The following is a 23,890-nucleotide window of genomic DNA, read 5'->3' as shown; positions in this document are numbered from 1 at the left end:
AAACGCCCCGTCGTGCACTGGCACGGCGGGGCGCTTATCGTTGGGCCGCGTGACCAAAGAAGCACCCGTCGTCCTGTGGTTCCGCCGCGACCTGCGGCTCGGTGACCACGCCGCGCTGCTGGAAGCCTCGAAGCACAGCAAGCACGTCCTGGCGCTGTACGTCCTCGACGAGGCGCTGCTGAAGCCGGGTGGCGCGCCGCGGGAGGCGTTCCTCTACGGGTGCCTGGAGAAGCTGAACGAGCAGCTCGGCGGCCGGCTGATGCTGGTGCGCGGCGAACCGGCGGCCGAGGTCGTCCGCGCGGCGCGCAAGATCGGCGCGGCCGCGGTGCACGTCAGCACGGACACCGGCCCGTACGGCCGCCGCCGGGACGCCGCTGTGGCGAAAGCGTTGGCGGAGCACGACATCGAGTGGGTCGAGACCGGCTCGTCGTACGCCGTGACGCCCGGCCGCGTCACCAAGCCGGACGGCGACCCGTACCGCGTCTTCACGCCGTTCTACCGGGCTTGGACCGCGCACGGCTGGCATTCGCCCGCGGACACCGGAGCGTCCCTTGTGGACTGGGTGGAGCCGCCGAAGTCGCTGAAGATCCCCAAGCCGCCCAAGGTGTCCGCGACGCTGCCCGAGCCGGGTGAGGGGGCAGCGCTGGACCTCTGGCACGCGTTCCTGGACGACGGCATCGAGAGCTACGACTCCGATCGCGACCGGCCGGACCGCGAAGGCACGACGCGGCTTTCGCCGTACCTGCGCTGGGGGTGCGTCCACCCGCGAACGCTGCTGGCGGACCTGGCCGGCGACGACCGCGTCGGCGCGAAGTCGGTGCGCAGCGAGTTCTGCTGGCGCGAGTTCCACGCCGACGTCCTGTGGCACCGCCCGGAAACCGCGCGCAAGAACTACGACAAACGCTTCGACGGCATGAAGCACGACGACGACCACGAGGCCTTCGAGCGGTGGTGCGCTGGCAAGACCGGCTACCCGATCGTCGACGCCGGGATGCGGCAGCTGCTGGCCGAGGGCTGGATCCACAACCGGGTGCGGATGGTCGTCGCGAGCTTCCTGGTGAAGGACCTGCACCTCCCGTGGTGGCTCGGCGCCCGCCACTTCATGAAGTACCTGGTGGACGGCGATCTCGCGTCGAACCAGCTGAACTGGCAGTGGGTCGCGGGCTCCGGCACGGACGCGGCGCCGTACTTCCGCATCTTCAACCCGACGACGCAGGGGGAGAAGTTCGACCCGAACGGCGACTACGTGCGCAAGTACGTGCCGGAGCTGCGGTCGGTGCCCGGCAAGGCGGTCCACAAGCTGAAGGAGCGCCCCAAGGAGTACCCGGAGCCCATGGTCGACCATGCCCATGAGCGCCAGGTGTCCTTGGAGCGCTACGGGAAGATCACGTCGTGATCAGCCGCGCAGGGCCTCCGACAGCTTGATGCGGCTGCCGATCCGCAGCACGCTGTTGCCGTAGATCTTGCCGCCCAGCCAGGTGAGCAGCGCGACGAGCGCGACCGTCAAGCCGAGTGACAGCGCGATCTCCCAGCCCGCCGCCGCACCCGTCGAAATCCGGGCCGGCATCAGGATCGGGGACAGCAGCGGGATCAGCGAGAGCACCTTCGTCCCGGTGCCCGAAGGGTCCTGCAGCAGCAGGTTGATCCCGGCGATGAACCCGACGATGAGGATGATGTTGAGCGGCGAGACCACCGACTGCGTGTCCTCCTGCCGCGACACCAGCGATCCGAGCGCGCCGTAGATCGTGGCGTACAACAGGAATCCGAGCAGGTACCAGAGCAGGCCCCACAGCAGCGTGCCGGTCGCGAAGCCGGACAACGAGAACACACCCGTCGCCGACGCCGCGACCAGGCCGGCCGCGCCGAGGATCACCAGCTGCGTCAGCCCGACCAGGCCGAGCCCGATCACCTTGCCCAGCAGCAACTGCCACGGCCGGACGCTGGCGAGCAGGATCTCCACGACCCGGCTCGACTTCTCCTCGACGACCCCCTGGGCCACCATCATCCCGTAGGTGATGATGCTGATGTAGAGCAGGAACGCCACGATCAGGCCGACGACCAGCCGTTGCGTGTGGTCGGCGGGCTCCGGCGAGATCGGGTCGTCCTGCACGTGGGTGCCGTTGACCTGCGCCATCACCTCGGCCGGCTCGAGCTGCGCCGACGACAGCACGCCGTCGAGGACCTGCTGCTGCGCGACCTGGTCGAGCACCTTGCGGAGCTGGTCGTCCAAAGAGGACTTGTAGGTGGCGGTCAGCTTCGCCGCGCTGCCGGAGACGAGCGCGTCGAGATCGCCGTTTTCGACCTTATCGCGGCCCTGCGCCGGGTCGGTGACGGTGACCGTGTCGACCTGCCGCCCAGCCTGGGCCGCCGCGACCTGCAGCTGCCGGGCGATCCCGGTGGCCTGGCCGGTCAGGCCGACGGTGCTCTTGTCCGCCGACCCGGCCAGCGCCGTCTGGAACCCGACGTAGCCGAGCAGCAGCACCAGCAGCACGACGGTGCCGACGACGAACGAGCGGGTGCGCAGCCGCGTGTTCAGCTCGCGCTTCAGCACGAGCCAGACGGCTCGCCGGGCACTCAGCTTCCTCATCGGTGGTCCCCCTTGTCCGAGACGGCGTCGCGGAACAGCTCGGTCAGCGACCGCCGCCGGCGGCTGAACTCGGTGACCGGCCCGGTCGCCAGCGCGGCGGCGAGCACGGCCTGGTCGTCGGCGCCCGGGTCGAGGTCGAGGACCGCGGTGGCGCCGTGGTTTTCCAGCACGCGCACGCCGGGCAGGCCCGCGGCCCAGCCGGCGGGCGCGGCGGGCGCGGTGACGACGAGCTTGCTGCTCGCGCCCGCGGTCAGCTCGTCGACGGTGCCGACGGCGACCATCCGGCCGGCGCGGATGATCCCGACCCGGTCGCACAGCCGCTCGACGAGGTCGAGCTGGTGGCTGGAGAACACGACCGGCACCCCGGCGGCGGCCTTCTCCCGCAGGACGGCGCTCATCACGTCGACGGCGAGCGGGTCGAGGCCGGAGAACGGCTCGTCGAGCACCAGCACGGCCGGGTCGTGCACGAGCGCGGCGGCGAGCTGGACGCGCTGCTGGTTGCCGAGGCTGAGCTTCTGCACCTCGTCCTTGCGGCGCTCGGCGAGCCCGAGCCTGCCGATCCAGTTCTCGGCGTTGCGGTGGGCTTCGTTGGCGCTCAGCCCGTGCAGCTCGGCGAGGTAGACCAGCTGTTCCAGCACCTTCATCTTCGGGTACAGCCCGCGTTCCTCGGGCATGTAACCGATGTGGGTGCGCGTCTCGTGGGTGACCTTCTCGTCCTTGAAGCGGACTTCGCCGGCGTCGGCGGCGAGCACCCCCAGGATGATCCGCATGGTGGTGGTCTTGCCGGCGCCGTTGCTGCCGACGAAGCCGAACAGCTCCCCGGCCCGGACGTCGAAGGTGACGCCGTCGAGCGCGACCTTCGCGCCGTAGCGCTTGGAGATCCCGTCGATCTCCAGTGTCCCCTCAGTCATTCCCCATCCCCTCTTCGAAATCTTCGGGGTCGTCGTCCGGCAGCGCCCACCCGAGGATGATCGACGGGACGGTGGTGCCGGTGATCAGCAGCGCGGACAGCATCATCGCGCCGCGCGCGCCGCCTTCTTCGGTGTGCGAGACGAGCAGGAGGTAGATCAGCGCGGCGACCATCAGGTAGCTGAGCACCTGGTAGCCGACGTAGGTGACGCGGTGGCGCCACTCGCGCTCGCGCTCGTCGAGCAGCCGCGAGAAGCCGGCGGTCATCCGGCCGGTGAGGACCCGCAGCAGGAAGAACGCCGCGCCGCCGGCCAGGAGGCTGCCCGCCCACAGGCCGAAGTAGACCCAGGTGTCCACTTTGGTGAAGATGGTGGCGCTCCCGATGAGCACGACGTCGGCGCCGGCGAGGACGCCGGCCAGAGTCCGCCGGTGCTTCCGGTCGCGCCAGCCGGGAAGCTGCCGTGACTTCTGCTCCTCCCAGCTGTCCAGCTTGTCGAGCTGGCGTTCCCAGTAGGCCGTGAGCTTCATGCTCCCCCCTCGCGGTAGACCTGGGTGGACAAGGGCGTGAACGGCTCGCGGCTGAACACCGCTTCGACCGGCAGGTCGAACACCGCGCAGATCCGGAACGCCAGGTCCAGGCTCGGATAGTGGTCACCCCGCTCGAGCGCCCCGATGGTCTGCGGGTTGACCTCGACGGCGACGGCGAGCGCGGCCCGGCTCAGCCCGCGCTCGGCACGGAGCACGGCAAGCCGGTTGTGGATCGGCAGCTCTTTGCCGCGTCTGACCGGGCTCATGGAACGTACTGTTGCAAAAACCCAACGAGACGTCAACTCAAGAGAACATCAAGGCGGAGCTTTCACTATGAAAGCTCCGCTTTGGCGGTCTAGGTGAGACCGGCTAGCGACTTGTCGACAAGCTCTGCCACGCGGGCTCGTGCGGCTTCCGCGTCCGCCGGGATCAGCGACAGGCGGGTCCGGCGCTCCAGCACGTCCTCGACGTCGAGCGCTCCCTCGTTCCGGACCGCCCACACGACCTCCGCGGCCGTGATCTCCGTGCCCGGGAACACCGGCGCCGCGAACTCCGTGTCCAGCTGTCCCAAGGCCGCCACGCGCGGCGCCTCCGTGCCGTAACGCGCCACCAGCCGCGGCGGAGCGTCCACAAGGGACAACTCGGACCGCGGGGCCGCGCCGAGCAGCGGCAAACGCGCGGTGCGGCACGGCGAAGCGGGGAATCCCGCCAGTCGCACAGCGGCATCGACGGCGTCCTCGGCCATCCGGCGGTAGGTGGTGAGCTTCCCGCCGACCACGGTCAAGAGGCCGTCCGAACCCGCCAGCACCGCGTGCTTGCGGGAAAGATCCGCCGAACGTCCGCCGCCTTCGACCAACGGCCGCAAGCCCGCGTAGGAACCCGCGACGTCGTCGCGGGTCAGCGGGCGGGAAAGCACGGAAGAGGCGAGCGAAAGCAGGAAGTCCACATCGGACTCGGGAACCGCGGGAACCGAAGGGATTTCCCCGGACACCGGCTCGTCGGTCAGTCCCAAGTAGACCCGGCCGTCCGGTTGGGGGAGCAGGAACACGAAGCGGTTCGTCTCACCCGGCACGCCGATGTTCACCGACGTCGTGCCCATCGGCACCGTCCCCGGCGCCAGCACCAGGTGTGAGCCCAGCGACGGCCGCAGCCGGACTGAGCCCGTCAGCGTCCCCGCCCACACGCCCGTCGCGTTGATCACCTGGCGGGCGTGGATGTCGAACGAGTCGCCCGAAACGCCGTCGCGGACGTGAGCCCGGTCCGAGGACAGCGACGACGCCGACAGCCGCGTCAAGATCCGCGCGCCGAACGAAGCCGCCGTGCGGGCCAGGGAAACCACCAGCCGGGCGTCGTCCACCAGTGCGCCGTCGTACGACAGGAGCGCGCCGCGCAGGCCGGCCGGGGCCAGGCCGGGGGCCAGGGCCAGCGCCTCGGCGGCGGGGATCGTGCGCGGCCGGGGCAGCACCGACGACGGCGTGCGCGCCGCCCGGCGGAGGCCGTCGCCCGCCCGCAAGCCCGCCGCGACGATCGCTTGCTGCAGCCGGGAAGTGCTGGGGTACATGGGGAACAGCTGTGGCATGGCGCGCGTGAGGTGCGGCGCCGTGCGCGTCATCATGATGCCGCGCTCGACGGCGCTCTCGTGCGCCAGGCCAAGCTCGCCGTGCGCCAGGTACCGCAGGCCGCCGTGCACGAGCTTCGACGACCAGCGCGACGTCCCAAACGCCAGGTCACGGGCTTCGACCAGCGCCACCGACAACCCGCGGGAGGCTGCGTCGAGGGCGATCCCCGCGCCGGTGACCCCGCCGCCGACCACGACGACGTCCACGCGCTCGCCCGCCGCCAGCTCCGCGAGCTCGCGTTCGCGGCGCCGCGCGTTGAGCGAGCCGGACGTCACGGCTTGAGGCCCGCGTCGAGCACGTGCGTGAACTCCGCCAGCAGCGCGGCCTCGTCGACGTCCGCCGTGGCCGGGCGCAGCGAGAACGCGAAGGACTGGACCACCAGCAGCACCGACCGCGACTGCGCGGCGACCGGCGCGCGCCGGATCGAGCCGTCCCGGTGGCCGGCCTCCAGCAGCTGGTGCAGGGCCTGCTCGGCGAACTTCTGGGTCGCGCCGAGCCGCTCCACGATGTAGGGCAGCACCAGCTCGGGGTCGACGTCGAGCAGTGTGCGGAACAGCGGGTCGGCCGACAGCGCGCGCACGCCGGCCGAAGCGATGAGCACGAGCCGCTCGCGGCTGTGCGCGGCGTCGGCGCCGCGCTCGCTCGCGGTGCGCAGCAGTCCGCTGAACTCCCTGGTCATCAGGGCCGCGAGCACGCTGCGGACGTCGGGGAAGCGGCGGTAGACCGTCATCCGGCTGACCCGCGCGGTGCGGGCGATCTCGGCGAGTGTGGTGCGGCGCACACCGACGGCCAGCACGCAGCTGCGCGCGGCGTCGAGCAGCACGTCATCGGCCACCCGGGTGGCCGTCTGGCGGTTGCGGGTGTCCGCGAGCGCGGAGGAACTCGCCGTCTGCGTGGTGTGACGTTTCACGTCCATATGTCACACTGTAGTCGTGAACGCGCTCATTGACCACCGTCTCCGACGGTCCTGGACCCCGGAAGCCGCCGACGCCGCCCAGCTGCCCGCGCGAGCGGCCAGGTGGCTTGAACAGCGTATAGGCCGGACGGCTCCCGGCGCTGCCCCGGCGACGGAAATGTCGGTGAAAATACCGTCACCGGAGCTGGCCGAATCTGCCCTGGAAGCGCTTGCTGAAGTGGTCGGCGCGGAGAACGTGCTGGTGGACGCCGAGGCTCGGCTCGCCAGGGCGACCGGGCTGTCCTACCTCGACCTGCTGCGCCGCCGGTCGGCGTCCGCGGACTTCCCGGTGCCCGACGCGGTCGTGCTGCCCGCCGGGCCCGACGAGGTCCAAGCGGTCCTCGACGCGTGCGTGCGGCACGACGTCGGCGTGGTGCCCTTCGGCGGCGGCACGTCCGTGGTCGGCGGGGTTTCGGCGCTGCGCGGGGACAAGACGGCGGTGATCGCGCTCGACCTCGTCCGGCTCGACGCGCTGGTGTCGGTCGACGAGGAGTCGCGCATCGCGGTGCTGCAGGCCGGGGTCCGTGGTCCCGAAGCCGAGCGGCTGCTCGGCGAGCGTGGCCTGACGCTCGGCCACATCCCGCAGTCCTTCGAGCGGGCCACGATCGGCGGTTTCGCCGCGACCCGCTCGGCCGGGCAGGCTTCGTCGGGCTACGGGCGGTTCGAAGACATGGTCACCGGCGTGCGGCTGGCGACGCCGCGCGGCGAGTGGAAGCTCGGCGTGGCGCCGGCGTCCGCGGCCGGGCCGGACCTGCGGCAGCTCGCGGTCGGGAGCGAGGGCGCGCTCGGCGTGATCACCGAGGTCTCCCTGCGGGTGCGGCCGGCCCCGCCGGTCAAGCGGTACGAGGGGTACGCGCTGCCGGGCTGGGCGGCCGGCGCCGAAGCGGTGCGCGACCTCGCGCAGAACCACGCGCTCGCCGATATCACCCGGTTGTCCGATGTGGACGAAACCGAGGTCTCACTGGCGCTGAACGCGAGCTTCAAGACGGCGGCGCTGCGCCGCTACCTCGCCGCCCGCGGCGTGCGGCGGCCGTGTTTCCTCATCGTCGGCTGGGAAGGCACCGCGCACGACGTGGCACTGCGCCGCCGCGAAACCACCCGCCGGCTCAAGGCGCTGGGCGCGGTGCGCGTCGGCAAGGCACTCGGCGAGTCGTGGCGGCACGGCCGGTTCGCCGGGCCACGGCAGCGAGATGCCCTGATGGACAACGGCATCTGCGTCGAGACGCTGGAGACGGCGACCTATTGGTCCACTGTGGACGAACTACGCGACGACGTCCGGGCGGCGCTGACGGCGTCACTGGGCCGCGCGATCGTCATGTGCCACATCTCGCACGCCTACGAAACGGGCGCGTCGCTGTACTTCACCGTCCTGACCGCTCGCGACGAGGCCGACCCGGTCGGCCAGTGGCAGCGCGCGAAAGCCGCGGCGTGCGAAGCGATCAGCGGGCTCGGCACGATCTCGCACCACCACGCCGTCGGCGTCGACCACGCGCCCTACCTCCAGGCGGAGATCGGCAAGCTGGGCGTGGAAGTGTTGCGTGCGGCCAAGTCCGCGGTCGACCCGACCGGCATCCTCAACCCCGGCAAACTGGTTTAGGGAAAAGTGCGCCCGTCCGGCGGCTCGACGACCTCGCAGGCGACACCCGGGCCGTCGGCGGGCACGCCCCGCAGTTCCACGGCCTGCGCCTGCGGGACGTCGGCGGTGCGCACCGGCTTGCCGTCGACCAGCAGCGGGTACCGGATCGGCACCGCGCCGATGTAGGCGAGCACGTCGGTCACCTTGCCGCCGTCTTCGAGCGTGATGTCCGGGCCGGTCAGCCGCACCAGGTGGTAGCGGTTGCCGCGGCCCTCGCAGACGTCCAGCACCGCGAGCTGGTCCGGCGTCACGAACCAGACGGCGTGCTCCTCGACGCCCGGCAACGCGGTGAGCGTCGCCGGGCGCTGGCCGTCGCGGAACCGCAGGCCGGACGCCCACACCGCGGCGAGGCCGTCGCAGCGCGCGTGCGCCACGACGACCGGGCCTTCGAGCCCGAGTTCGGCACGCATCCAGCTGATCTTCGACGGGTTCGCGTTCGAGCCGTAGGCCAGCACGGCCTGCCGATCCCGCCAGCCATCGGGCGCGGTGTCCAGCGGCCGGCCGACGCCGTTTTCGTGGACGAAGGAGAAACCCGGCCGGGTCCCCGGGTAGGGGTCGGCCGGGTAGTCCGCGTCGGCGAAGAGGCTCAGAACGTCACCACGCTGCGCAGGACGTCACCGTGGTGCATGCGCTCGAAGGCCTGCTCGACGCCGTCGACGCCGATCCGCTCGGTGACGAACTTGTCGAGCGGCAGCCGGCCCTGCAGGTACAGGTCCACGAGCATCGGGAAGTCCCGGCTCGGCAGGCAGTCGCCGTACCAGGACGACTTCAGCGAGCCACCGCGCGAGAAGAAGTCGATCAGCGGCAGGTCGTTCAGGCGCATCTCCGGTGTCGGGACGCCGACCAGCACGACCGTGCCGGCCAGGTCGCGGCCGTAGAAGGCCTGCCGCCAGGTTTCCGGGCGGCCGACGGCGTCGATCACGACGTCGGGACCGAAGCTGTTCGTGGCGTCCTGCATGGCCTCGACGACGGCTTCTTCGCTGAGCCCCTTGCTGTTGAGGGTGTGCGTGGCGCCGAAGTCCTTGGCCCACTCGAGCTTCCGGTCGTCCATGTCGATCGCGACGATCGTGGTCGCGCCGGCCAGCTTCGCGCCCGCGATGGCGGCGTCGCCGACGCCACCGCAGCCGATGACCGCGACCGAGTCGCCACGGGTGACGGCGCCGGTGTTGATCGCCGCGCCGAGCCCGGCCATCACCCCGCAGCCGAGCAGCCCGGCGACCGCGGGTTCGGCCTCGCGGTTCACCTTCGTGCACTGTCCGCTGTGGACGAGCGTCTTCTCGAGGAACGCGCCGACGCCGAGCGCGGGCGAGAGCTTGGTGCCGTCGGCGAGCGTCATCGGCTGGGCGGCGTTGAACGTCGAGAAGCAGTACCACGGCTTGCCGCGCTTGCAGGCCCGGCAGGTGCCGCAGACCGCGCGCCAGTTGAGGATGACGTAGTCGCCCGGCTCGAGGTCGGTGACGCCCTCGCCGACCGCCTCGACGACGCCCGCGGCCTCGTGGCCGAGCAGGAACGGGAACTCGTCGTTGATCCCGCCTTCGCGGTAGTGGAGGTCGGTGTGGCAGACCCCGCAGGCCTGCACGTTCACGACGGCCTCGCCGGGCCCGGGATCAGGGACGACCACGGTCTCCAGCGAGACCGGCTCACCCTTGGCCCGCGAAACGACCCCCTGAACCTCGTACGGCATGCGAATCCACCTTCCGGCTTGCTGGTTCTGCCCGCAGCTAATCACGGATCACGCACGGATGGCGACATCCGCATGAGTGAGAGTCGGTGATTCCTGCGCAACCTGTTGCGGTTTACGCAACTGTGGCGCGCCAGGCGGCGATGGTGGCCAGGTCGGCGGCGGTGAGTCCTTCGCTCGCCGTGACGGTGTGGAGCAGCGCCGGCCCCGGGTGGTGCGCGGCGACCCAGGAGCGATCGGCGGCGGTCGTCTCGTCGTCGATCCAGACGAAGGGGCGGCCGGCCGCCCGCTCGACGATGCGGTGTGTCTTCCAGTGCCGCCTGGGTGGCGTGGGCTCGTCGGGAAAGTCGAGCACGGGGAGCGGCGGCAGGCCCAGCAGCGGGGCGACGCACTCGTTGGCCTCCTCGAACCACGTGGTGGCCCAGACGAGGTCGCAGCCGAGGGCCAGCAGCAGTGGGCCGAGGCTCGGGTCGACCCGGCTCAGTAGCGGGTTTCCTAGGTCGGCGGTGGTGAAGGTTTCGTGCTTGCCGCCGCCGAAGGGGATCAGGGGGCCGTCGACGTCGAGGAACAGCAGTGGTTGGTTCATGTGCATGCCTCCGGCCCCCGGTCTCCAGCTTATCGGGAGCCACCGACAGTTCCGGGGGCTCAGCGGCTCCCGCCGGGCGGCTCCGGCAGAGCCATCGACGCCAGCTTCACCGGGTCGGCCACCGCGGCGATCCGCGCGATCCGCCCGTCGACCACCGTGAACGCCACCACCGACAGCGGTGACCCGTCCGGGCGCCACGCCACCACCCCCGGCAAGCCGCCGACCAGTACCTTCCGGCCGGCCGACGCCGCGCCGAAGCGGGCTCCCGCTGCCACGTTCGTCGCGCCCAGGACCACCACCACGCCGTCCGGGGTGTCCACCGTCAGGCGGACCTCCGGGTCGAGGACGCGCAGCAGCTCCTCGAAGTCGCCGTCGCGGGCCGCCGTCAGGAACGCCTGGACCACCTCGCGCTGCGAACGCCCTGACGACAAACTGGCCGGTGGGGTCCGCACCTTGCGGCGGGCGCGGCTGGCCAGCATCTTGGCCGCCGCCGTCGACTTGCCGAGGATGCGGGCGATCTCCTCGAACGGCACCGCGAACAGATCGTGCAGCACGAACGCCAGCCGCTCGCCCGGCCCGAGCGACTCCAGGACCACCAGCAGCGCGAGCCCGACCGAATCCGCCAGCGCGACGTCCTCCTCCGGACCCTCCGCCACTGTCACGACGACCTCGTCGTACGGCGCCTCGGGCCGGGCGCGGCGGGCACGCAGGACGTCGAGGCTGATGCGGCCGACCACCGTCGTCAGCCAGCCGTCGAGGTTGTCGATCGTCGCAGCGTCCTGGCGGGACAGCCGCAGCCAGGCCTCCTGGACCACGTCCTCGGCGTCGGAGTGCGAGCCGAGCACGCGGTGGGCCACCGCGCGCAGCCGGTCGCGCTGGGCTTCGAACGCCTCGGCCACCGTTTCGGACATGTCGTTACCTTCCTCGATCCCGCGCCGTCATGGGGGATGACGGGCCCGGAGGGGCACAGGTAACAACCGGAGGAAACGATGGAAGCACGGCTCAAGGGCGCGGGGAACCCCGAGGTGTTCGGCGCGATCCAGCAGATCGTCAAGGCGGTGCACGCCGGCGGTGTCGACCCGCTGGTGCTGGAGCTGGTCCACCTGCGGGCCAGCCAGATCAACGGCTGCAGCCCGTGCGTGTACGGCGGCGTCCACTCGGCGAAGAAGCACGGCGAGACCGAGGAGCGGCTGCACAACGTCGTCGCGTGGCGGGAGACGCCGTTCTACACCGAGCCGGAGCGGGCGGCGCTCGCGCTGGCCGAGGCCGCCACCCGGCTCCAGGACGGCGAACCCGGCGTGACGGACGAGATCTGGGCGACCGCCGCGCAGCACTTCGACGAGCAGCAGCTGTCGGCGATCACCCTGAACATCGCCCTCACGAACTTCTTCAACCGGATCAACCGCACGACCCGGCAGCAGGCCGGCGCGACCTGGTGACCCTCACGCCGGGGTGATGATGTACGCGACGCCGCCGGGGCCACTGGCCACGGTCCCGTCGGCGCGGTACCGCTTCGTCCGCTGCCAGATCTTCTCGAACTGGTCGCGCTTGTACACGTTGCGCACCCGGTCGTTGCTGCTCGACGCCGGGTCGTTCGCGATCACGTCGCCGTCCTTCGTGAAGCCGACGACGACCATGATGTGGCCGGACGTCCCGTAACCCGCGCCGTCGAGCTCCTCGGAGAGGAACGACTGCGACGTGATCACCGGGATGCCGCGCGCGATGTAGGTCTCCAGCTCGTTCAGCGAGTGCAGCCGCGTGATGTGCCCGCGCAGCCCGCGCGACGCCGCGTACGCCGTGTTGAACGGCCAGTTGCCGGTGCCGTCGTAGGCGTGGTCGTAGGTGTAGCGCGCCGCGAACGCCACCGACGGGTCGACGTAGTCCGAAGGGATCCAGGACATCTCGGCCGCCGACGGCTTCTTGCCCCAGTACTCGGCCACCATCTCCGTCGACGTCGGGCTGCACCAGGCTTCCCCGCCGCCGCCGTACTGCGGGAACTGTCCCTTGTGGAGGTTCTGGGCGTACGCGGGCACCTTCAGCTCGATCCCGGTGGCGCGCCCCGGCTTCGTGGTCTGGACGTCGAAGCGGTCCGGCACCGCGGAGGTCATCGCGCCCAGCGACGTCACCGACGGGGTCGCGTGTGAGCCCTTTTCCCGGTAGAGGCTGATCCGCAGCTTGTACGACTTCAGCGTGACGCCGGCCTTGAGCACCAGCGTGTCGACGTCGACCGCGGCGTTCGCGTCGTCCTGGCCGTCGACGCTGGTGCGCAGGATGTCGGCGTCCCCGCTGGCCCAGCGGCCCATCACGTACCACGCGGTTTCGGCGCCCGCCGACGTCCGGCCCTGCGCCTCGACCTGCAGCCAGGTCTTCGCCGGCGTCAGCGCGTTCCAGGACGCGACCAGCTGCGTCGCGCCGAAGCCCCCGCGGTACTCCGGCGACGTCCACTGGCCGTACTCGTACGTTCTCGTCGTGCCCAGCTCCGGCTCGGTGTGCTCCACCGTGCCCACCGGGCGCGTGACGCGCAGGCCGTCGCGGGTCAGCGCGAGCCCGGCGAAGTGGCCTTCGTGGAAGCGGCCACCGGACCACTCGTGGTAGTTGATCGCCTCGTCTTCACCGGGCCGGGCGGGCGAGGCCTCGGCGGCTTGCGCGGTTACGGCTGTCAACACGACTACCGACAATAAGGTGAACAACTTGCGTACGCGCATCCCGGCTCCCTGTTCGACCCACCCAGTAGCCAGGGATTTTCGCCGGTTCGGCCGGGTATGTAAACAGGTACCTACAGCACGGCCTGCGTCTGTGTCACTTTCGCGACCAACTTGCCGCCGTCGTCGTGGATCTCCGTCTCCACCACGACGAACTTGCGGCCGGCGTGCAGTGGTCTGGACGACGCAACGGCGTAGCCCGAACGCACGCCGCGCAGGAAGTTCGTCTTCGACTCGACGGTCGTCGTGCCCTGCGCGCCCTCGGGCAGGTTGAGGAACGCGCAGACGGCGCCGGTCGAGTCGGCCAGCGCCATCAGCGCGCCGCCGTGCAGCACACCGCCGAGCGTGCACAGGCTTTCGTCCCACTTCAGCCGGCTGCGGACCAGCTCGCGGCCGTGCGCCAGCACCTCGACGCCGAGGCGCTCGGAGAACGGCATGGTGCGGTGGAACAGCTGGGTGCCCTCGGGATCGGTCATGCCCGCAGCGTGCCGCACCTCCCACGCCGAGTCGATTACCTCCCGGGTAGTCGTGAGTGTTTAGGGCGGTTAGAACCGCCCTAAACACTCACGAGGGTCAGGCCAGCGGGTTGACCAGCAGCAGCTCGGTGTTGTGGTCGGTGGCGTCCCCGACGCGGCCGAGGTCGACGTGGATGTCGTTGTAGGACAGTTCGCGGTAGAGCGACGCAAGCGCTTGCGGCGTCCGGGCGTCGTAGTCGACGGCGTACGGCGCTTCCGCCTCGATCAGCGTCGTGAACAGCGACAACGTGCCGTCCGCGTTGTCGGCGACCTCGACGATCCGGGCGTGCTGCGGGAAGTCGACGTGCGACGCGGTGTTGATCTCCCAGAAGCCCTGCTGGGGCGTGTTCCCGGCGTGCGGCGTGATCTTGTTGAGGTGCGTGTGGCCGTTGACCCACGCGAGCACGTTCGGGAACCGCTTGAGCAGCGCGACGAACGCGTTGCCGTCCAGGCGCGGGTCGAGCAGGTGGCGCGAGTCCGGCAGCAGGTTCCCCATCGAGCCGCTCGTGTGGTGGCTGAACAGGACGAACAGCTCGTCGGTGACGCCGTGGGTGACCTTGCGGCCGAAGAAGTCGTAGTAGGTCGAGCTGTTCCGCTTGAGCGTCGACTCGACCCAGCTGTACTGCGCGAGCCCGATCGAGCCGTCGGCGAACCCGGCGTCGGTCGTGGTGTCGAGGCTGATCCCGGTGATGCCCGGGGCGATCCGGAACGTGTAGTAGACGTTCTTGCCGTCGGCGTTGGCGCTGGTGAAGCCGTGTCCGACCGGGCCGGGGCCGGTGTTGGCGGAGTCGAGGTGCGCGCGGACGAACTCGGCTGTCGAGAACGGGCGGCGCCGCGCGTCCGGGGTGATTTCGCGGATGGTGCCGCCGCCTCCGAACAGCTCGGCGACGGGCACGCTCGCGCCCTTCTTGATGGCGTCGGCGAGCTTCTTCGACGTGCTCTCGTCCTTGCCGATGACCTTGTACTTGCTCGTGTACCAGGCGTCGATGCCGGGGATCTGCGCCGGCAGCGAGCCGACGATGCTGTCGTCGTGGTTGCCGAAGGTGCAGAACCACGGGACGTCGAGGCCGGGTGCGGTGAACGCCTTGAGGCCGGCTTCCAGGAGGCCGGGAAGCTGTGGGAAGCCCTTGGCGGAGTAGTCGTCGGCGCCCGGCTTGCCGGGGTTCCAGAACTCGTGGTTGCCCGAGTTCTGGACGCCTTCGTAGGCGTCGGTGGCGCCGGAGTTCGGCGTGACGCTGCCGCCGTTGAGGACCTTGAGGAACCAGTCGAGCTCGATCAGCTCGTGGTTGTCGGTGTTGTCGCCGGTGGTGACCATGAGGTCGAACGGCCGCCCGGTGAACGGGCCCTGGCGCACGCTGTTGACGCGCTCGACGAGCGCGCTGGTCGCGACGGTGCCGAGGGCTTCCTGCGGCCGGTGCGCGGAGCCGATGAAGGGGTGCAGGTACTCGAAGCGCGCGGGGCTCTCGGTGTCGGTGATGTGCAGGTCGGTGAACTGCACGAACGCGCTGAGCGCGCGGCGCCGGTCGTCGCGGCCGCTCTGCGGCGTGGCGAGATCACTGCGGACGACCAGCGGCCAGCCGGGGCCGGCGCCGAGGCGGCTGTAGGTCGCGGTGCCGCCGCCGGTGGCGACCTGTTCGAGGGTGGTGCCGGCGGTGCTGACCGAGCGGGTGCCGGTGAGGCGCAGGGCGCGGTCGAGGGCGTTCGCGGTGGGCGTGCACAGCAGGAGTCCGAGACCGGCGGCGCCCGCGGTGGCGAAGGTGCGCCGGGTGAGTTCGGCCATGGTGTTTCGCTCCCCAGTCTCTCGGTTGCCCAGCACCGTGCCGGACGCCGGTGTCCGGGTGGTGAACGTGACATTTCGAGCTACCTTGTCACAGGTGTCGGGGTGGGTGTACCGCCGAAGGTCGTGGTCATTTCCGCCGCTGGGCGAGGCCGTCGAGGATCACTTCGGTGCCGAGCACGAAGAGGTCGTCGGCGGTGAGCGTGGTGAGCGCGAGTTCTCGGGCGGCCGGGTAGCCCTCGAGCTTTTCCCGGACGGCCTTGGCTGCTTCGGCGTTCGGTGGCTCGTCGACGGAGGCGAGGACGTGGGCGGTGAGCAGCCGCGCGATGCCCGCGGTGTCCTCGTTCGTGAAGCCGGCGTCCTTGAGGATCCGGGCCGTGGATTCGATGTGCGCGAGCCGGTTCGGGCCCAGCGGCGGACGTTGCCGCAGCAGGGTGGCGGCGTCGCGGTGCTTCAGGAGGATCGCGCGGAACTGGTGCAGGCCCTGTTCGAGCTGCCCACGCCAGTCGCGGGTCTCGTCGATTTCGAAGGCGTCTTCGCAGACGGCCTCGGCGAGGAGGTCGAGGAGCTGGGCCTTGTCCTTGACGTGCCAGTAGAGGGTTGGCGAGCTGACGCCGAGCCGCGCGGCGAGCCGCCGGGTGCTCAGCTCGCCGAGCCCGACCTCGTCGAGCAGGTCAAGGGCGGCTTCGGTGATCTGACGGCGATCGAGCGGCACCCGGCGGACTCTATCAGTGGTAGATTGGTCTCTATCACTGATAGAGGGGGTCTTGATGCGGTGGTGGATAGCGGGCTGTTCGCTGCTTTTCGCGATCGGCACGGCAGTGCAGAACTTCGTGGTGATTTCGCCGGACCTGGTGGCGCGGGCGGCTTTCCTCGCCGGGTCGCCGCTGTCGGACGGGTTTCTGACGGGGTTGCGCTTGGTCGGGGACGTCTACCTGGTGGGGAACCTGCTGGGGCTGCTGGCGCTTTCCGGGCGCGCGTGGGTGGTGTGGCTGGTGCTGGCGGTCAATGCGACGCAGGCGGCGGGGGTGTTCGCGATCCCGCCCGCGGTGTGGCGGGCGACGGTGGATTTGCACGGGTGGGTGGGGTTGCTGCCGTCGGTGGTGACGGACGGCGGTGCGCTGGTGCTGACGGTGGTGCTCGTCAGCAGGCTATGCCGCACGTACCGAGCGCGGCGAACGCTCCGAAGAAGAACAGCATGATCACGATCGCCGGGAGGACGCCCAGGATTCCGCACACCAGGCCCGCGATCGCCATGCCCTTGCCGGAGTACCCCGGCCGGCCACACTGGACGATCCCGGCCCACGACAGGCCGATCGCCAGGAAGCCCAGCAGCAGGTCCGCGACCGGGATCCAGAAGCCGATCAGCGCCAGGATGCCGATGATCATCCCCGCCACCGCGAGGCCGCTCGTGCGGAGCATCGGGTACATCGGGTACGGCTGCGGTGCGTACACCGGGTACGGCTGGCTCACGTAGGGCTGCACCGCGTACTGCGGGCCCGACGGCGGGTAGTACGGCGACTCGGCCGGCAGCTGCCGCTCCGGCTGGTAAGGATCGAAATTCGTCACGTCGCACCCACTTCTGTCCGTACCTCCGCAGAATCGTCGCCGCTGCTCCGGGTGTTACTCAGCCCCGCAAGCCGGACTCCGTCACCCCGCGCACCAGGTACCGCTGCAGGAACGCGAACAACAACACGATCGGCAGAATCGACACCGCGGCAGCAAGGAACAGCAGGTTCAACTGAGGGTTCTGCGCCGTCAGCAACCCCGACAACGCCACCTGCACCGTCCAGGAATCCGGCGACTGGGCGATGATCAGCGGCCACAGGAACGCGTTCCAGCTGCCGATCACCGTGATCACCGCGATCGCCGCGAAGAAGCCCTTCGAGTTCGGCACCACCACACGCCAGAACACGCCCCAGCGCGACAGCCCGTCCACCCGGCCCGCCTCCTCCAGTTCGCGGGGGAAGTCCAAAAAATACTGCCGGAACAGGAACACGCTGAACGCGCTGAACAGCCCCGGGATCACCAGGCCGCGGAAGTCCGACAGCCAGCCCAGCGACGACACCACCACGAAACTCGGCACGAACGTCACCGACGTCGGGATCATCAACGTCGCGAGCACCGCGTAGAACACCGCGCGCGAGTGCCGGTACGGGATGCGCGCCAAGCCGTAGCCCGCCAGGGAGCAGATCACCAGCAGGCCGACCGTCTGCAAGGTCGCGACCACCGCCGAATTCAGCAGGCTTCGCGCGAAGGGGACGTCGGTCGAGGAGAACAGCCGGGGGAAGTTCTCCCAGTGCACTGTGGACGGGAAGAACGTCCACTGTGGAGCGGTGATCTCCGCGCGCGAGGCCAGGCCGTTGCGCACCAGCAGGTAGAACGGCAGCAGGAACAGCACGGCCGCGACCAGCAACGCCGCCCAGCGGAAGAAAGCCCTCATGACGCCCGTCCGAACCGCAGGACCCGGCCCTGCAGGAGGGTGACCAGGGCGATGATCAGCGCCAGGATCACCGCGCCGGCACTGCCGCGGCCGAGGTCCTGGCCACCCGAGCCCAGCGACGTGTAGTACAGGTACACCAACGGCGGCCGCGCGAACGGCGGGTAGCCGCGGGAGTCGCCCATGATGTTGTAGAACTCGTCGAACGCCTGGTACGCGTTGATCAGGTTGAGCAGCAGCACCGCCACCGCCGTCGCGCGCAGCTGCGGCAGCGTGATGTGGCGGAACACCTGCCAGCCCGGCTTCGCGCCGTCCAGCCACGCCGCTTCGTACAACTGGACCGGGATCCGCTGCAGTGCCGCGATGAACAGGATCATGTAGAACCCGAGCTGCAGCCACAGCCGCGCGGTCACCAGCACGACCCAGTACAGCGGCGGGTGCACGGTACCGGTCCACGCCACCGGGTCGACGCCGAACAACGCCAGCACCGAGTTCGCCAGTCCATAGCGGACACCCGAGAACAACGACGTCTTCCAGATCAGCGACGCCACGACGTAGGAACACGCGAACGGCAGGAAGAACACCGACCGGAAGAACGCCCGCGCGAACCGCAGCTGGTTGACGCCCAGCGCCAGCGCCAGCGAAAGCACGAACGTCAGCGGCACGATGAACACCGCGAACACGCTGAACGTCCCCAGGCTCGACAGGAACGGCTCGTCGGTGAGCATGTGCCCGTAGTTGTCCAGCCCGACGAACTCGGTCGGCGTCACCGTGTTGCGCGCGTCGAAGAACGACAGGTACGCGCTCCAGCCGATCGGCAGGTACGCGAAGACCGCCAGCCCGATCAGGAACGGCCCGACGAACAGCCAGAACGCGCGCGCGTCGCGCCGCTTCATCCGAAGAGGCGCTTGAGCTCGGCCTGGGCCACGCCGACCGCGGTCTTGACCTGCGCCGCCGGGTCCGCTCCCTCCTTGGCGATCTTCGCGACCGCGTCCGACAGCGCTGTGTTCGCCTGCTGTGTCCACACCGGACCGCCGACCAGGTGGCTGTTCTCCTTGACGAACTTCGCGGCGTCGGCCGCCGGGCCCGACTTGAGGTTGTCCGCGCGGTCGATCAGGCTCTGGCGGGCCGGCACGTGGAAGCCGAACTTCGTCGCGAACTCCAGCTGGTCGTCGGTCTTGTCGACCCACAGCCACTTCACGAACGCCTTGGCCTCGGCCACGTGCTCGCTCTTGGCGTTCACCATCGCGCCGTACGCGCCGACCGGCACCGACGGCGCGCCGCTGCCGTCCAGCTTCGGGAACGGCAGCACGCCGAAGTCGTCGTCGAAGGCCTGGCGGATCTTCGGCACGTTCCACAGCCCGGTCCACTGCATGGCCGTGAGCCCGTCGATGAACGCACCCGGGTCCGACCAGTCCGACGGCGCGCCGAGCAGCAGGGAGCCGTTGGTGTTGAGCGTGTGCAGCTTGCCCAGCGCGGTCGCCGCGCGCGGGTCGTCGAAGCCGACCTCGCGGTTGCCGCTCTTCAGGTAGTCGAGCCCGGCCGACCACAGCAGCGGCCCGGTGAGCACGCCGACGCCGCCGTCGTTGCCCGCGAAGAAGCCCTTGACGCCGTCCTTCGTCAGTTTCGACGCCGCGTCGATCAGCTCGTCGACCGTCTGCGGCGGCTGGACGCCGGCGGCCTGCAGCAGGCTCTTGCGGTAGAAGAGCACCTGCGTGTCGGTGGCCTGCGGGACGCCGTAGACCTTGCCCTCGACGGTCTGCGCGGCCAGCACGGCCGGGCTGAAGTCGGCCTTGACCGGCGCGACGACGTCGTCGAGCGAGACGACCTGGTTCTGCCGCACCCAGTCGATCTTGACCTGCGCCTCGAAGACGTCCGGGACCTTGCTGTTCTGCAGCGCGGTGACGATCTTCGAGTCGTAGTCACCCGGGTTCCACTGCACGTTGACGGTCGCGCCCGGGTAGCTCCCGGCGTACCGCTTGACCGCTTCCTGGACGCCGTCCTCGCCGTAGGCGTGGTACCACTGCTGGAGCGTGACCTTCGGCGTGTCCGACGGCGGCGGGCCCGCCGAATAAGCCGTCGACGGCGGCGGGTCGCCCTGCCGGCCGGTGTTCGACCCGCAGGCCGTGACCAGGGCGCCCAGCCCCGCGAGCGCGAGAAAACTCCGCCTGTTCCGCTGCATCCCCAGAACCCCTCCGACGTGCTCCGAAGGCCACCATGAGGGACGTAGGTTCCCCCATGGCGGCCCGCGGAGGCATGAAGACTCGCCGGAGATTTACCCGTTAGAGCTGTGCGATGTCGAGCTTTCCCTCGGAGTAGGACGCGCGGATGCGCTTCTTGTCGAACTTGCCGACGCTCGTCTTGGGCACTTCGTCCACGAACGTCCAGTTCTCCGGCAGCTGCCACTTCGCGACCTTGTCGCTCAGGAACTCGCGCAGCTCCTCGGGTGTGACGCTCTGACCCTCCTTGAGCACGACCGCGACCAGCGGCCGCTCGTCCCACTTCTCGTCGGGGATGCCGACGACCGCGGCCTCGGCCACCGCCGGGTGGCCCATGACCTGGTTCTCCAGGTCGACCGAGGAGATCCACTCGCCGCCGGACTTGATGACGTCCTTGGCGCGGTCGGTCAGCGTGAGGTAGCCGTCGGCGCTGACCTTGCCGACGTCGCCGGTGCGCAGCCAGCCGTCGTGGAACTTGTCCGGGTCGACGTCGGAGCCGCCGTAGTACGCGCCGGCGATCCACGGGCCCTGGACCTCGAGCTCGCCGACCGCCTCGTTGTCCCACGGCAGCACGGCGCCGTCGTCGTCGATCAGCCGGGCGCGCACGGACGCCGGGAAGCGACCCTGCGTGTAGCGGTAGCGCCAGGCCTCGTCGCCGGTCACGCCGGCCGGCGGGCGCGCGACGCTGCCCAGCGGCGACGTCTCGGTCATGCCCCAGGCGTGCAGGATCGAGACCTTGTGCTTCTCCTCGAAGGCGTGCATCAGCGACGGCGGCACGGCCGACCCGCCGACGACGACTTCGCGCAGGTGGGAGATGTCCTGCGGGTTCGCGTCGAGGTGGGCGAGCAGGCCCTGCCAGACGGTCGGGACCGCGCCGGCGAACGTCGGCTTCTCGGCGGCCAGCATCGCCGCGATCGGCGCCGGCTGGAGGAACCGGTCCGGCATCAGCAGCGACGCGCCCACCATCAGTGCCGCGTACGGCAGGCCCCAGGCCATGGCGTGGAACTGCGGCACGATCGCCAGTGCCTTGTCGCTCTGCGCGAGGTTCATGCTGTCGCTCATGCAGACCTGCATCGAGTGCAGCCAGATCGAGCGGTGCGAGTAGGCGACGCCCTTGGGGTCACCCGTCGTGCCCGAGGTGTAACACATCGCGGCGGCGGAGCGCTCGTCGATCTCCGGCCAGTCGAAGGTGTCGGGCTGGGCGGCCAGCAGCTCGGCGTAGGCGTGCACCTCGACGCCGGCTGGAGCCTCGAGCGCCGCGGCGTCGCCGTTGGCCACGATGACGTGCCGGACCGTCTTGAACTCCGGCAGCTGCTTCGCCAGCAGCGGGACGAGCGTGCCGTCGACGATGACGACCTGGTCCTCGGCGTGGTTGGCGACGAAGGTCAGCTGCTCCGGGAACAGCCGGATGTTCAGGGTGTGCAGCACGGCGCCCATGGCCGGGACGGCCAGGTAGGCGGCCAGGTGCTCGGCGTTGTTCCACATGAACGTGCCGACGCGCTGGTCACCCGTCACGCCGAGGCTCCGGAGCGCATTCGCGAGGCGCGCGGCGTTGCGGCCGAGTTCGCCGTAGCTCTCGCGACGGGCTTCTGAACCGGTCCAGGTGATGACTTCGCTCGCCGAGTGCACCGACGTGCCGTGGCGGAGCAGGTTCGCCAGCGACAGCTGGCCGTCCTGCATGGTGCTCAACATGGTCGCTCCCGGGGGTCGTTCGCCGGCGGACGGGGTTGCGCCGACTCTAGTGCGGATCGGGTGAAGCGGGCATGGTCAACAACGGCTCCGTTCGGTCACGGTCGTCCCGCGATCGGGCGACGACCGGACGATGATCAAGATCATCAATTTTTACGCTTTTCCTTATGGGCAAGGAAATACGTGTGGAGACAGCGTGTAGTGGAGGCTTCACTTCCGGGTGAGTGAGGCCACTTGGGCCGGTTCTTGGGAGCGTTTCCGCAGGCCGGAGCGGGTTGCCCGGTATCACCTCCGGGGGTAATAAGTGCGTGTCGGTTGCACGGCCGTGAACCCGGTGGCGTTTACTGGGGCCGTGGTAAGAGACGGCTGAGCAGCGCTTGCAGCAGCAAGCACTCACAAATGTCGTCGGCCGCGAAAGCGGAGACCTGAGAGGAAAGGACTACTACGTTGGCTCTGCCTACGTTGACTCCGGAGCAGCGCGCCGAGGCCCTGGCCAAGGCCGCCGAGGCTCGCAAGGCGCGTTCGGAGCTGCTCGCGTCGATCAAGTCCGGCAAGGAGAGCATCGAAAAGGTGCTCAAGCAGGCCAAGGAGAACAAGACCATCGGGAAGACGAAGGTCACCCAGCTGCTGAAGGCCGTCCCCGGCCTCGGCGCGGTGAAGGTCGCCGCCCTGCTCGAGCAGGCCGGCATCGACCCGGACCGGCGTGCCGCCGGCCTGGGCGAGCGCCAGCGCGAGGCGCTCATCGACGCGCTCAAGTAGCCGTCACCGGAGCTCCCGCGAGGGGAGTGTCGCTCGTGACACTCCCCTCGCGGATCTCCCGAAGCCTGGGACGCTAGGTCTTGTGAGTTCTCCTGACCCGGCGACCCCGGTTGACCTCGCCGCCCGCTACCAGCGTGGCGACTTCCTGTTCACGACGGCCTCGCGCGCACTCCTCGCGCAGGGCACGCTCCGGACCGTGACCGAAACGGACCCACGGCGGCTCGCCTCGGCGGTCCCGGGTGTCCTGGCCGGGACCGGCGCCCCGCTGGCCGTCGGCGTCCTGCCGTTCGACACCGGGCCCGACACCAAGGTGCCGGGTCACCTCGTCGTGCCCCGGACCGTCCACCGCGCCGAGGGCGCGCCTTCGCTCGCGCGCGAGATCCTGCCGGCGCCCGTGCGGGTGCGTGCGGTGCCTTCGCCCGAGCGGCACCTGGCCGCCGTCCGGGCCACGGTCCTCGCCCTCGGCGAGCGTGACCTGCGGAAAGCCGTCCTGGCCCGCGCCCTGGACCTCGAGTTCTCGGTGCCGGTGTCCGCCGAGCGCGTCGTGCGCAACCTGGCGGTCGGCAACCCCCGGCACTTCACCTACGCGGCCGAGCTGCCCGGCGGGCGCACGCTCGTCGGCGCGACGCCCGAGCTGCTGCTGCGCCGCACCGGCCGCACCGTCTTCTCGTCCCCGCACGCCGGCTCGATGCCGCGCTCGGCCGACCCGGCGACCGACCGGGCCAACGGCGAGGCGCTGCGGACGTCGCGCAAGGACCGGCTCGAGCACGCGGTGGTGGTCGACTACGTCGTCGAGGCACTGCGGCCGTTCTGCCGGACGCTTGACGTCCCGGCCGGGCCGGAGCTGGTCACGACACCCGCGATCTGGCACCTGCGCACCCCGATCACCGGCGAGCTGGCCGACCCGGACGTGACGGCGCTGGACCTGGCGGCGGCCCTGCACCCGACCCCGGCGATCTGCGGCACCCCGACCGAGGGCGCGCGCGAGCTGGTCAAGGAGCTGGAGCCGTTCGACCGCGACTACTACGCGGGCGCGGTCGGCTGGGTCGACGCGGCGGGCGACGGCGAGTGGGCGGTGGCGATCCGCTGCGCGGAGATCGCGTCGACGTCGATGCGGCTGTACGCGGGCGGCGGGATCGTCCCGGCATCGGACCCGCAGGCGGAGTTCGACGAGACGACGGCGAAGTTCCGGACGCTGCTGACGGCGATGGGCCTGGAGGACTCGCCCAGCTAGCCCAGGCCCCCAAGCGCCCCAATGTGGCCTTCGGTGCGTCAGACGCACCCAATG

The 23,890-nt window shown here is 70.4% G+C and carries 25 protein-coding genes; 6 read left to right on the top strand and 19 right to left on the bottom strand.

Features of this window, described 5'->3' with window-relative positions; translation table 11 throughout:
* The first annotated feature begins 49 nt into the window (after positions 1 to 49).
* On the top strand, positions 50 to 1,396 hold the full coding sequence (locus M8542_RS15360) for a cryptochrome/photolyase family protein (RefSeq protein ID WP_257920822.1): 1,347 nt from the start codon (positions 50 to 52) through the stop codon (positions 1,394 to 1,396).
* Here the strand turns inward: M8542_RS15360 and M8542_RS15355 are convergent, their stop codons facing one another.
* From M8542_RS15355 to M8542_RS15330, 6 genes are all read right to left on the bottom strand, one after another.
* Positions 1,397 to 2,587, bottom strand: coding sequence for an ABC transporter permease (locus M8542_RS15355; RefSeq protein WP_257920821.1), 1,191 nt, complete (start codon positions 2,585 to 2,587; stop codon positions 1,397 to 1,399).
* A complete protein-coding gene (locus M8542_RS15350) occupies positions 2,584 to 3,498 on the bottom strand; it encodes an ABC transporter ATP-binding protein (protein ID WP_257920820.1) in 915 nt (304 codons plus the stop codon). Before M8542_RS15350 ends, M8542_RS15355 begins: the two co-directional genes overlap by 4 nt.
* A complete protein-coding gene (locus M8542_RS15345; protein WP_257920819.1) occupies positions 3,491 to 4,024 on the bottom strand; it encodes a hypothetical protein in 534 nt (177 codons plus the stop codon). Before M8542_RS15345 ends, M8542_RS15350 begins: the two co-directional genes overlap by 8 nt.
* Complete coding sequence (locus M8542_RS15340; RefSeq protein ID WP_257920818.1) at positions 4,021 to 4,290, bottom strand: helix-turn-helix transcriptional regulator; 270 nt, start codon at positions 4,288 to 4,290, stop codon at positions 4,021 to 4,023. Before M8542_RS15340 ends, M8542_RS15345 begins: the two co-directional genes overlap by 4 nt.
* 89 nt (positions 4,291 to 4,379) lie before the next feature.
* Entirely contained in the window at positions 4,380 to 5,918 is a 1,539-nt protein-coding gene (locus M8542_RS15335; RefSeq protein ID WP_257920817.1) for a glycerol-3-phosphate dehydrogenase/oxidase, read from the bottom strand.
* A complete protein-coding gene (locus M8542_RS15330) occupies positions 5,915 to 6,478 on the bottom strand; it encodes a TetR/AcrR family transcriptional regulator (RefSeq protein WP_257921058.1) in 564 nt (187 codons plus the stop codon). The genes M8542_RS15335 and M8542_RS15330 overlap by 4 nt, the downstream gene beginning before the upstream one ends.
* A 97-nt stretch (positions 6,479 to 6,575) precedes the next feature.
* Between M8542_RS15330 and M8542_RS15325 the strand changes: the two genes are divergently transcribed.
* Positions 6,576 to 8,195: an FAD-binding oxidoreductase gene (locus M8542_RS15325; protein WP_372508531.1), complete on the top strand. Its 1,620-nt coding sequence runs from the start codon at positions 6,576 to 6,578 to the stop codon at positions 8,193 to 8,195.
* Here M8542_RS15325 and M8542_RS15320 read toward each other — a convergent pair.
* From M8542_RS15320 to M8542_RS15305, 4 genes are all read right to left on the bottom strand, one after another.
* Positions 8,192 to 8,728: a gamma-glutamylcyclotransferase family protein gene (locus M8542_RS15320; protein WP_257921056.1), complete on the bottom strand. Its 537-nt coding sequence runs from the start codon at positions 8,726 to 8,728 to the stop codon at positions 8,192 to 8,194. The two genes, M8542_RS15325 and M8542_RS15320, sit on opposite strands and share 4 nt — an antisense overlap.
* A 92-nt stretch (positions 8,729 to 8,820) precedes the next feature.
* Positions 8,821 to 9,918, bottom strand: coding sequence for an S-(hydroxymethyl)mycothiol dehydrogenase (locus M8542_RS15315; protein WP_257920816.1), 1,098 nt, complete (start codon positions 9,916 to 9,918; stop codon positions 8,821 to 8,823).
* A 112-nt stretch (positions 9,919 to 10,030) separates the two neighbouring features.
* Entirely contained in the window at positions 10,031 to 10,501 is a 471-nt protein-coding gene (locus M8542_RS15310; RefSeq protein ID WP_257920815.1) for an HAD domain-containing protein, read from the bottom strand.
* 59 nt (positions 10,502 to 10,560) lie between these two features.
* Entirely contained in the window at positions 10,561 to 11,412 is an 852-nt protein-coding gene (locus tag M8542_RS15305) for a sigma-70 family RNA polymerase sigma factor (protein ID WP_257920814.1), read from the bottom strand.
* A 78-nt stretch (positions 11,413 to 11,490) separates the two neighbouring features.
* Between M8542_RS15305 and M8542_RS15300 the strand changes: the two genes are divergently transcribed.
* The gene (locus tag M8542_RS15300; RefSeq protein WP_257920813.1) at positions 11,491 to 11,940 is read left to right on the top strand and encodes a carboxymuconolactone decarboxylase family protein; all 450 of its coding nucleotides are present in this window, start codon (positions 11,491 to 11,493) and stop codon (positions 11,938 to 11,940) included.
* A gap of 3 nt (positions 11,941 to 11,943) precedes the next feature.
* Here the strand turns inward: M8542_RS15300 and M8542_RS15295 are convergent, their stop codons facing one another.
* The 4 genes from M8542_RS15295 to M8542_RS15280 form a co-directional block, all read right to left on the bottom strand.
* Complete coding sequence (locus tag M8542_RS15295; RefSeq protein WP_257920812.1) at positions 11,944 to 13,206, bottom strand: C39 family peptidase; 1,263 nt, start codon at positions 13,204 to 13,206, stop codon at positions 11,944 to 11,946.
* Between the two features lie 71 nt (positions 13,207 to 13,277).
* Positions 13,278 to 13,679: a PaaI family thioesterase gene (locus M8542_RS15290; protein WP_257920811.1), complete on the bottom strand. Its 402-nt coding sequence runs from the start codon at positions 13,677 to 13,679 to the stop codon at positions 13,278 to 13,280.
* Positions 13,680 to 13,776: 97 nt separating this feature from the next.
* Positions 13,777 to 15,498: a TIGR03767 family metallophosphoesterase gene (locus M8542_RS15285; protein ID WP_257920810.1), complete on the bottom strand. Its 1,722-nt coding sequence runs from the start codon at positions 15,496 to 15,498 to the stop codon at positions 13,777 to 13,779.
* A gap of 127 nt (positions 15,499 to 15,625) precedes the next feature.
* Entirely contained in the window at positions 15,626 to 16,210 is a 585-nt protein-coding gene (locus M8542_RS15280; protein ID WP_257920809.1) for a TetR/AcrR family transcriptional regulator C-terminal domain-containing protein, read from the bottom strand.
* 55 nt (positions 16,211 to 16,265) lie between these two features.
* On the opposite strand from M8542_RS15280, the gene M8542_RS15275 reads away from it, so the two are divergent.
* Complete coding sequence (locus M8542_RS15275; RefSeq protein ID WP_257920808.1) at positions 16,266 to 16,697, top strand: hypothetical protein; 432 nt, start codon at positions 16,266 to 16,268, stop codon at positions 16,695 to 16,697.
* On the opposite strand, the gene M8542_RS15270 is transcribed toward M8542_RS15275, so the two are convergent.
* The 5 genes from M8542_RS15270 to M8542_RS15250 form a co-directional block, all read right to left on the bottom strand.
* Positions 16,639 to 17,064, bottom strand: a complete 426-nt coding sequence (locus tag M8542_RS15270; RefSeq protein WP_257920807.1) for a DUF4190 domain-containing protein — start codon at positions 17,062 to 17,064, stop codon at positions 16,639 to 16,641. The two genes, M8542_RS15275 and M8542_RS15270, sit on opposite strands and share 59 nt — an antisense overlap.
* A 58-nt stretch (positions 17,065 to 17,122) precedes the next feature.
* Positions 17,123 to 17,938, bottom strand: a complete 816-nt coding sequence (locus M8542_RS15265) for a carbohydrate ABC transporter permease (RefSeq protein WP_257920806.1) — start codon at positions 17,936 to 17,938, stop codon at positions 17,123 to 17,125.
* The gene (locus M8542_RS15260) at positions 17,935 to 18,831 is read right to left on the bottom strand and encodes a carbohydrate ABC transporter permease (RefSeq protein WP_257920805.1); all 897 of its coding nucleotides are present in this window, start codon (positions 18,829 to 18,831) and stop codon (positions 17,935 to 17,937) included. Before M8542_RS15260 ends, M8542_RS15265 begins: the two co-directional genes overlap by 4 nt.
* A complete protein-coding gene (locus M8542_RS15255; protein WP_257920804.1) occupies positions 18,828 to 20,117 on the bottom strand; it encodes an ABC transporter substrate-binding protein in 1,290 nt (429 codons plus the stop codon). The genes M8542_RS15260 and M8542_RS15255 overlap by 4 nt, the downstream gene beginning before the upstream one ends.
* Before the next feature lie 100 nt (positions 20,118 to 20,217).
* Positions 20,218 to 21,846 carry a long-chain fatty acid--CoA ligase gene (locus M8542_RS15250; RefSeq protein ID WP_257920803.1) on the bottom strand — a complete coding sequence of 543 codons (1,629 nt, stop codon included), beginning with the start codon at positions 21,844 to 21,846 and terminating at the stop codon, positions 20,218 to 20,220.
* A 444-nt stretch (positions 21,847 to 22,290) separates the two neighbouring features.
* Between M8542_RS15250 and mihF the strand changes: the two genes are divergently transcribed.
* Both mihF and M8542_RS15240 read left to right on the top strand, forming a co-directional pair.
* A complete protein-coding gene (gene mihF / locus M8542_RS15245; protein ID WP_051767699.1) occupies positions 22,291 to 22,602 on the top strand; it encodes an integration host factor, actinobacterial type in 312 nt (103 codons plus the stop codon).
* A gap of 82 nt (positions 22,603 to 22,684) precedes the next feature.
* Positions 22,685 to 23,836, top strand: coding sequence for an isochorismate synthase (locus M8542_RS15240; protein ID WP_257920802.1), 1,152 nt, complete (start codon positions 22,685 to 22,687; stop codon positions 23,834 to 23,836).
* The last annotated feature ends 54 nt before the right edge of the window (positions 23,837 to 23,890 follow it).

Origin of the sequence: Amycolatopsis iheyensis (assembly GCF_024703995.1) — a bacterium.
GTDB lineage: Bacteria > Actinomycetota > Actinomycetes > Mycobacteriales > Pseudonocardiaceae > Amycolatopsis > Amycolatopsis iheyensis.
The sequence above is the reverse complement of the archived record's forward strand: the minus strand, read 5'-3'. Positions and strand labels throughout refer to the sequence as shown.